The sequence below is a fragment of the Butyrivibrio sp. INlla16 genome (genome assembly GCF_900104155.1).
GTDB lineage: Bacteria > Bacillota > Clostridia > Lachnospirales > Lachnospiraceae > Butyrivibrio.
The window spans coordinates 1-8,144 of sequence record NZ_FMYB01000089.1 but is presented as its reverse complement, the minus strand read 5'-3'; the positions used below and the strand labels follow the sequence as shown (position 1 = coordinate 8,144).

Below are 8,144 nucleotides of genomic sequence, written 5' to 3'. Positions count from 1 at the left end.
GGTCTTGAAAGTGTTCCTTATGATCTTTTCAATTCCAAGTGCTGAAATGAATTCCTTGATCATCAAAAGACCGCCGTCGGATGAGAGCTCGCCTCCGCTAAAACTGAGCTTAAACTGTTTGTTGCATAAGAGCTGGATTTCCTTTAAACTATGCATAGAGCTTCTCCTTTGTTGCTTTATGTGTGGTTGTCAGCCTACATAAATTGTAGCAAATCAGGAGTTCTATTAATATAGTTTTGCTTCACTTTTTTGGTGAGAAGAATAAGTTTTTTAGTACCAGTAAACATGCGGCATTGGAGCGATTTTAATCTATTGCCGTGAATAATTCAGGTTTAATAATAGGTTTTGTTATTCCTATCGGCAAGGTAACCGGCGGTCTATGTGCAAAATGGGGACTTGAGAGAGGTAAGATTGGTACAAGGGTTGTTGAAAGCCTTATTTCAGATGTGATATATACCCCGGTAATTACATTTGCCATGGTGGCATTTGCTTATAATATGGCTATACGCCAGAGCGAAGGAATGGCACAGATGCCACCCTTTGTAATTATGTTTCTCAAATCACTTTTTATCTGTTTTGTGGTAGGATTTTTCCTAATATTTATTATTCAGCCTATTTTGCTGAAACAGCTTATAAAAAAGAACTCCGAAGAGGCATAAATAAAAAGGGCGCTGTATCCGTCTTGATACAGCGCCCTTATTGCAAGTCCTTATTTTAATTTATTTGCTATTCTTCCTTCATTTTTACCGAATTGGTTGTAATGTGCAAGAAGCATATCGGGATTTGTTCCGAAAGCATCCTGAAGATCCTTGTAATTGGAGTAGTAGTATAAAGCATTAAATTCGGCATTGTTTCCACTGTAGTTTTTAAGCCCTGAAATAGCAGCTTCTTTTGCATCGGCAGCTGCAGCAGCGGCGGGATTAATATTTTGAACATATACTTCTATGCAGTCATGCTTTTCCGAGGTTGGCATTCTGTCATCGTCAACATAGAAATGATAGAAGATGTTCTTTTCTGTCTCATCTGCTCCGATATGGAGTGTTACGTACTGATAACCTGTTTTGTAGGAGCATTCCATATAGGTTCCGGAGCTTGTGTGAGGTCCAAGGTAATACGTATAGTTGTAGTAAGCCATTATCGGAATCTGCTTTGTTGTTCCAGCATCCATTTTAAGGACTGTTTCGGTAAAATCAAAGCAATCGGGTATCTCACTGTAAGCGAGGGCTTTTGTCCCAAAGGTGGCAATAAGAATAAGTGACAATGCAAAAATGGCAATAGAACTTTTCAAAAATTTTTTCATATACTCATACCAACCGCTTTCCGGGCGGTTTTTCCTTTCTCCCCATGCAGGGCAAATATTATTCTGCACTTTAATTATAGAAAGGAATTATCGCTATTGCACATAAATTTTTCCTAAACAAAGTAAACTTTTTATTTTTCAAATTACGAACATTATTTATTTAGGAAGTATATCTGAGAACACGAGCAGATTTACTGTCGCTTTTTCTGATTCAGTAAGCGGTTTGTACTCACCGGAATCATACAATTTATCCAATACCATCATTCCAATAGTATTATCAACATACCATTTGCAGGATTTTGAGAACAAAGAAAACTTACGTCCTTTAAAGAACAGCCTGTCTCTTCAATACATTCTCTTCTTGCAGCTTCTTCCGGGCTTTCGCCTTCTTCGATTTTGCCAGCTGGGATTTCCCATTCAAGCCTTTCAGGCATAATTATATTTTCCATATTGTCCTTTCCGATTTACTTTATCCTATGAATCCTACTTATTCTTTCACAGGTTCCTCAATCTATCACATCAACAATCTTCATTTCAGTTACAGCTTACCGGTGGTTTCCAGGGCTTAGGGCAGAGAAGTGTAGTTCTGCCTATATCCGGAAGAACATCATATATAGAACATCCCATACGAACTTCAAAATCTTCTTTTATCTTGAATGCAATCTCCCAGCCTTTTATGTAGCCTTCCATAATTCCGTATCGTCTTGTAACATCAACAAATCTTTTTTCAAGAATTACAAAACCATAATCTGCGGCAAGAGAATCACAGAGCTGGATCAGCTTGTCATAATCATTTGGCTCACCACAATTCATAATGTAATCCTTGGTAGCCTTCTCATGCTCTGTTTCGGGCTCGTAGCAAAACTCGTCCTGCATGCGAAGATAGGAATGTGTCATGCAAATCCTGGCCGGCTCATCCCATCCTTTCTCCATGCAGTACTTGTACCCTTCATATACGTGCGTAGGAATATCAACGAAGCCATATTTACATCTTCTTCCGATATCATGCAAAAGGCCGACTATATAGGCTTTCTCTGAATCCATATCAGGTATCTTTTCAGCAATGTTACGAGCTGCTAAGCCAACATTCTTTGAGTGATCCACCCATGGTCCGGGATTCAGTTTTCTTGCTATTTCTAACTCTTCAAGAGCTTCTTTGATAATTGGAAACATCTGTTATACCTCCAATCTTATCTTGACTATATTCAGGCGCGTACTGAACTTATAACTATGCTATACTCAGATTATAAAAGGTGACGTAACGTAACCTTCAAGAACTTTTTTAATCATATTGGAGAATACTTTTATGAATAAAAATGGGTACTATTCATCCGGACAATTTGCCAAAATGGCGCACGTATCGGTAAGAACTATAAGATTTTATGACCAGAAGGGTCTGCTTGCGCCATCTTATATAACAAAGTCAGGTACAAGATTTTACACAGATTACGATTTTGCTATTCTACAGCAGATATTACTTTTAAAGTACCTGGGATTTTCTCTGGATGAGATAAAAGAAATACCAAATGGTCAGACTGATAATCATTTCATTCTAAATGCCCTAAAGATGCAGAAAAAGCTGCTTTCAGAGCGAATTGATGAAATGAAAAATGTTGAGGCAGGTGTAAATGCCACCATTAAAGCTATAGAAAGCTCTGCCACTCCCGATTGGAAGCAGATGCTTGATCTGATTCACATGACTTCAATGGAGAACAACTTAAAGAGCCAATATCAAAATGCAAGCAACATCTCTGCCAGGATAGAACTTCATAACAAATATTCAACGAATAAACAAAGATGGTTTAACTGGGTATTACAGGAATGTGATATCTCTTCCGGGATGGATATTCTTGAGCTTGGTTGCGGTAATGGAGCATTATGGGCAGAGAATATAAGCGAATTGTCCAAGCGCAATTATACAGATATACAAATAACTCTTTCAGATATCTCTGCAGGTATACTGCATGATGCAAGACAGAATATAGACCGTGCTGCATCAGCATATTCAAAAGAACTTCGGGGCTTAACTTTTTCCTACAAAGCATTTGACCTTAATGCTATCCCATTTGAAGATAAATCCTTTGATCTTGTAATTGCGGGGCACGTCCTTTTTTATTGTGACGATGTCCATCTTGCTTGTAAGGAAATACGCAGAGTGCTGAAGCCCGGCGGAAGACTAGTCTGCAGCACATATAGTAGTAATCATATGAAAGAGATCAGAGAGCTGGTAATAGATTTTGATGATAGGATCGTGCTTTCCAGCAATGACTTATACAAAATATTTGGTCTGGAGAATGGTGCTGATATATTGCGCGGCGTATTTGGAGAAGTGGAACTGAAGAAATACAAGGATGAAATAATCATTACTGATGCTGGTCCTCTAATAGATTATATTTTTTCGTGCCACGGCAATCAGAACCACTATCTTCTGAACAGGTATGCAGAATTTAAGAATTATATTATGAAAAAGGTGAGTCATAAATTCCACATCACCAAGGATGCCGGGCTCTTTATCGCAATTAATTGAGACGGAAAGGAAACATGCGGGTTTCCGAGTTGTCTACCTTGTTATACACACAATTAACGGAAAATTTTATTGAACGTGCCTAGGACAGAAATCAAAGCCTGACCTAAGGTACCTATTATTTCTCAGTAAAAAAATTCAAGAACTCCACAAATAGATTACTGATGCATTCCACAAATATGGATTTTCTGTATAAATGTTCCATCTTCTATAGAGGTCTCAGTAAATATGTTATCGTATTTATTCAGAATCACTGACACATTGTATAGACCAATGCCGCGATCGTTTCCCTTTGAAGACACCCCTTTTTTGCACATCTGAGAAACAGACAGCCCATGATCAATATATGAATTCGCGATTATGAAAACAATTCCATTGTCCAGTTTCCCTGAATGGATATTAATAAAAGGATGTTCAGTTTCTACCGCAGCTTCAATAGCATTGTCAAGGTAAATACCAAGTATTCGAGTTATATCTATTGAGTCGATACTAGGGTCACCTATCTCATCAGGAATATCAACAGTAACTTCGATGTTTTTATTAATTGCCAATAAAAGCTTAGAATAGAAAATGCTTTTTATTTCCAGGTTTTTGATTCTGGAAAGATTGGCAAGAGAAGCGTTCTTTTGGGTCAACTCTTTTGTCAGAGGCATAATGTGATCATGAAAGAAAACATCAAGTTCATCATATCTTTTTTCATCAATAAAAATAGACAACGTTGATAGAATGTTAACGTAATCATGCTTAAACGAGCGAAGGTTATTGTATGTGGCTTCCAGATTATCTGTATATTCTCGGAGAGTGCTGAGATCCCTTATCCTTTGTTGCTGTTCATAGTTTTTTCTGGTCGTAATAAGTATTACCACCACTGAAGCAACTGTCAGAAATATATAAATAGTTACCAAAATGATCAGTGGATAATAGCGATTCTCGGCGATGTTCGTCGATAGAGTCATTATTCCAAAAATAAAAAAGGCGCTGAAGGCCATTAGAAAAGTGATATATAGAAAAAGCTTATCATCTATCCTTTCAATTATTTTAGCCAGATACTTTCGGTACACCCTTTTGCAACCAAGAATTATTGGAAAATAGATTGCAGTCGTTAATACAATGATTATTATCATTTCTATAGGACTTTGATCTGTATTAGTTATGGGATGATGAGCAAGGAGGTTAACGAGCGCGGACATCGGAAGTACTGCCAGCCCAATAATTATGTAAAGGATAAAATACACAATAGCAGACTTCTTTTTACCCGTAAGATGGCTCAGAAATATGGATGGGATAACAAACCATGTGATTATCAATGGTTTTAAACCGAAAAAGGTAATAACGAACATCAATGAGAATAACATAGTAAAGAATAAGCAATAATCCCTAATTCTTAAGGAACGAGAATAAAGTGCTATTAGTCCGATAGTAAATAGAATGGCATTACTTAATGAATTTATCAAAGCATATTCAAACATAGTTATTCCTTGTAAAGTTGGGTATTTACAGACTATTATAGACTATATTATTTCTTTTTGGTTAAGGGAAATACACAAATGATGAAGCTTTATTTATGTGAAGACGATGCACAGCAAAGAGAACATCTAAAGAAGACAATAGACAACGTAGTGCTTATAGAAAACCTTGATATGGAGTTTTCCTGCGTTACAGATAATCCGTATACGCTGCTTGAAAAGGTAGCTGATGATGATTGTATCGGTCTATATTTTCTTGATATAGATTTAAAGACGGATATGACGGGGCTTACCCTTGCAAAAGAAATCAGGAAATACGATCCCAGGGGATTTATAGTTTTTGTCACAACTCACTCGGAAATGAGCTACATGACATTTATGTACAAACTCGAAGCACTGGACTTCATTCTGAAAGATGATGTGGAAGAAATGACCAGGCGTGTGCATGAGTGTATACTTAAAGCCAATGAAAGATTTTCTTCTGCCAATAATAAAACCAAGGCAAACTATTCCTTAGTAGTCGGCGATAAGATTATTACCGTTGATTATGATGAAATACTGTTCTTTGAGACATCTGTCAATGCTCATAAGGTAATTCTTCATTGTAAATATAGGCAGCTAGAATTTCCGGGTAAGATAAAAGAGATTGAACGTGAGCTAGATGACAGATTTTACCGATGTCACAGATCCTTTTTAGTAAATACTGAGAATATACTGGAAGTGAACACGACAAATGGCACAATACGAATGGTGAACGGAGATGAATGTCTATTGTCCTTCAGGCAGATCAAGGGACTAAAAGACAGGCTGAAACTCAAGTTAAATCAGTAGCTATAATCTTACATTTCGGAATCGTAAACGTAAAATGTTTGCTTTGCTTATGACGAAAAAGATATTAAAACAGCATTTTACTGCATAAATGAGTGTACTGCATTTTTTTCTATATAATTTTTGTAGTAGCAAAACTATATGGAAAGAGAGGAAATGCTGTATGAAAAATGTGATTAAGGGAGCTGTGATAACATTAGGAATCCTTGTTGTATTGATAATTGTAAATATTTTATGCAATAAAGCAGGACATGAACTTAACTCACTCTACACTGGAGTTATAACGCCTATAATTGCTATGGCGATCTATGATAAGTTGACCGGAAATCCATCAGATAAGAAAGCGTAATAAATATGCTTTTGTTAGTAAGTGTCCAGAAGCGATTCAATGCGCTTATAGTGAAGCACTAACAAACTTAGAATAATAATCCCTCAGGCGCAATATTGCCTGAGGGATTCACTTTACTGAGGAAGTCTATCAAAGAACGCAAGTAGACTTACCGTTGCTCTTTCTTATTCAGTAAGTGACTTACAAGCTCTAGTTTCTTATCTTTAAATCAAAGGAAAACTGCAAATTTAGAAAGCTCGCTCGGATTTTTTGAATGAAGTATATGGTCTGCAACCTTCTTTAATGTCTCGGGTGGAAGAAACGGCGCAACATCCAAAAGACTAGACACATCTCCTGCGCTAATTGCTTTATCTGTAATAATGTCCCATGCATCCCAAGATAAAAATGGTGATATTGAAGCCAGTTTCCCAATATTCTCTGGTTCAATATTCTTCACAAATTCATCAAGCGTTGCTTTAGGAAAAAACGGTGCTAATCCGATAAAGTCATTAATATTTGAAATGTCCATTTTCTTTGCTAGCTTTGCCAGTGTATCAGATGAAAGAAATGGCGCTAACTTTTCAATGTCTTTAATGTTTGCAATATCAATGTTTTCAATCAGACTATCAAGGTATTTTTTTTCTAAGAATGGAGCCAGACCTACAATAGCATCAAAATTCAGGGATTCTTTGTCCGTTCTCTTTTCAATCGTATCTTCTAAATCTTTGGGTGGCAAAATTGGTGCAATTTCAGTGATTTCCGAAGTGGTAAGCGGCTCGGCTGGCGTTTTTACGACCTTATTAACAGTTTTTGATAAGTCGCCATCTCCAAAAAAATCATCAACACCAATATCTAATGCTTTGGCAATATCTGGTATCTTAGTAACATCAGGCATAGTGTTGCCGCGTTCCCAATTTGATACAGCCTGATAGCTCACTCCAACAATATCTGCCAGTTCTAATTGTGTCATGTTCTTCTTAGTTCGGGCGGATTTTATATTTTGTCCAACTCTTTTCATATCCAACATCTTAAAATTCTCCTTGTCATTTTCTCTTAGCGACATGGTCACTGTCGAATCATCTAAGCAGATGATACATAATTGCATATGGGTTGTACATCAATTTGTGCTTGAGTGAGGCTTACATTATTGAAACGCCAACTCAAGCAACGATTGAGAAGTAATCCCTAAGTGTCTATTTTTATTGTATGAAAGAATAATCTATCACAATGATTACATATTTCCTGAGAAAAATGGGTGAGACTAAAACGGCCTGTAAGCAGTTTGTGGCATCTTATCAGCAGCAGACGGAGTATTTGAGGAATGAGCTTCCTATCAATATCTATAATCAGGTAGTCGGAACACAGCACAGACCAAATAAGGCAGCGCTTTTGGTTACTATTCACGGTCTAATGATTGACTAAAAATATATAAGTGCTGATTGATGCAAGAGGTCGTAAACTCAGATTATGTCTGGGGTTACGGCCTCTCTGCATTTTGCACTAATTTCTGATTGAAAGTTTGTGGAAAATAATGGTACTATATAACTAAATAATACCAATACACGTATTGACATAAATATTGGTATGATATATAATAAATAGTACCAAGTACAGTTAAGGAGGTTGGATGAAAGATGTCGATAGTGAAGTACACAAACAAAAAGACTGGAATGATTGCCGTTTACGAGTCTACATCTC

10 protein-coding genes are annotated in these 8,144 nt (G+C 36.8%); 5 read left to right on the top strand and 5 right to left on the bottom strand.

Translation table 11 applies throughout. From position 1 onward, the window contains the following. Positions 1 to 317: 317 nt before the first annotated feature. Entirely contained in the window at positions 318 to 659 is a 342-nt protein-coding gene (locus BLR42_RS21215) for a hypothetical protein (protein ID WP_091873540.1), read from the top strand. A 50-nt stretch (positions 660 to 709) separates the two neighbouring features. On the opposite strand, the gene BLR42_RS21210 is transcribed toward BLR42_RS21215, so the two are convergent. The 3 genes from BLR42_RS21210 to BLR42_RS21200 form a co-directional block, all read right to left on the bottom strand. Continuing rightward, positions 710 to 1,300 carry a hypothetical protein gene (locus BLR42_RS21210; RefSeq protein ID WP_091873537.1) on the bottom strand — a complete coding sequence of 197 codons (591 nt, stop codon included), beginning with the start codon at positions 1,298 to 1,300 and terminating at the stop codon, positions 710 to 712. Positions 1,301 to 1,560: 260 nt separating this feature from the next. Further along, entirely contained in the window at positions 1,561 to 1,749 is a 189-nt protein-coding gene (locus BLR42_RS23840) for an NUDIX domain-containing protein (protein WP_091873535.1), read from the bottom strand. 85 nt (positions 1,750 to 1,834) lie between these two features. Then, complete coding sequence (locus tag BLR42_RS21200; RefSeq protein ID WP_091873532.1) at positions 1,835 to 2,473, bottom strand: HD domain-containing protein; 639 nt, start codon at positions 2,471 to 2,473, stop codon at positions 1,835 to 1,837. Between the two features lie 133 nt (positions 2,474 to 2,606). Here BLR42_RS21200 and BLR42_RS21195 point away from each other — a divergent pair, with 133 nt between their 5' ends. Continuing rightward, on the top strand, positions 2,607 to 3,827 hold the full coding sequence (locus tag BLR42_RS21195) for a MerR family transcriptional regulator (protein ID WP_091873530.1): 1,221 nt from the start codon (positions 2,607 to 2,609) through the stop codon (positions 3,825 to 3,827). Positions 3,828 to 3,982: 155 nt separating this feature from the next. On the opposite strand, the gene BLR42_RS23170 is transcribed toward BLR42_RS21195, so the two are convergent. After that, on the bottom strand, positions 3,983 to 5,059 hold the full coding sequence (locus BLR42_RS23170) for a sensor histidine kinase (protein ID WP_207648593.1): 1,077 nt from the start codon (positions 5,057 to 5,059) through the stop codon (positions 3,983 to 3,985). A gap of 312 nt (positions 5,060 to 5,371) precedes the next feature. Between BLR42_RS23170 and BLR42_RS21185 the strand changes: the two genes are divergently transcribed. Then, positions 5,372 to 6,121: a LytR/AlgR family response regulator transcription factor gene (locus BLR42_RS21185; RefSeq protein ID WP_091873525.1), complete on the top strand. Its 750-nt coding sequence runs from the start codon at positions 5,372 to 5,374 to the stop codon at positions 6,119 to 6,121. Between the two features lie 160 nt (positions 6,122 to 6,281). Beyond that, the gene (locus tag BLR42_RS21180; RefSeq protein WP_091873522.1) at positions 6,282 to 6,467 is read left to right on the top strand and encodes a hypothetical protein; all 186 of its coding nucleotides are present in this window, start codon (positions 6,282 to 6,284) and stop codon (positions 6,465 to 6,467) included. A gap of 208 nt (positions 6,468 to 6,675) precedes the next feature. Here BLR42_RS21180 and BLR42_RS21175 read toward each other — a convergent pair whose 3' ends face one another. After that, positions 6,676 to 7,473: a helix-turn-helix domain-containing protein gene (locus tag BLR42_RS21175; RefSeq protein WP_207648592.1), complete on the bottom strand. Its 798-nt coding sequence runs from the start codon at positions 7,471 to 7,473 to the stop codon at positions 6,676 to 6,678. 224 nt (positions 7,474 to 7,697) lie between these two features. Between BLR42_RS21175 and BLR42_RS21170 the strand changes: the two genes are divergently transcribed. Next, positions 7,698 to 7,868 carry a hypothetical protein gene (locus BLR42_RS21170; protein ID WP_207648591.1) on the top strand — a complete coding sequence of 57 codons (171 nt, stop codon included), beginning with the start codon at positions 7,698 to 7,700 and terminating at the stop codon, positions 7,866 to 7,868. Positions 7,869 to 8,144: the final 276 nt, after the last annotated feature.

Excerpts from the sequence above, each read along its gene's own strand:
- BLR42_RS21210 (WP_091873537.1), bottom strand. The coding sequence starts at position 1,300 with ATGAAAAAATTTTTGAAAAGTTCTATTGCCATTTTTGCATTGTCACTT.
- BLR42_RS23840 (WP_091873535.1), bottom strand. The coding sequence starts at position 1,749 with ATGGAAAATATAATTATGCCTGAAAGGCTTGAATGGGAAATCCCAGCT.
- BLR42_RS21200 (WP_091873532.1), bottom strand. The coding sequence starts at position 2,473 with ATGTTTCCAATTATCAAAGAAGCTCTTGAAGAGTTAGAAATAGCAAGA.
- BLR42_RS21195 (WP_091873530.1), top strand. The coding sequence starts at position 2,607 with ATGAATAAAAATGGGTACTATTCATCCGGACAATTTGCCAAAATGGCG.
- BLR42_RS21185 (WP_091873525.1), top strand. The coding sequence starts at position 5,372 with ATGATGAAGCTTTATTTATGTGAAGACGATGCACAGCAAAGAGAACAT.
- BLR42_RS21180 (WP_091873522.1), top strand. The coding sequence starts at position 6,282 with ATGAAAAATGTGATTAAGGGAGCTGTGATAACATTAGGAATCCTTGTT.
- BLR42_RS21175 (WP_207648592.1), bottom strand. The coding sequence starts at position 7,473 with ATGTTGGATATGAAAAGAGTTGGACAAAATATAAAATCCGCCCGAACT.
- BLR42_RS21170 (WP_207648591.1), top strand. The coding sequence starts at position 7,698 with ATGGGTGAGACTAAAACGGCCTGTAAGCAGTTTGTGGCATCTTATCAG.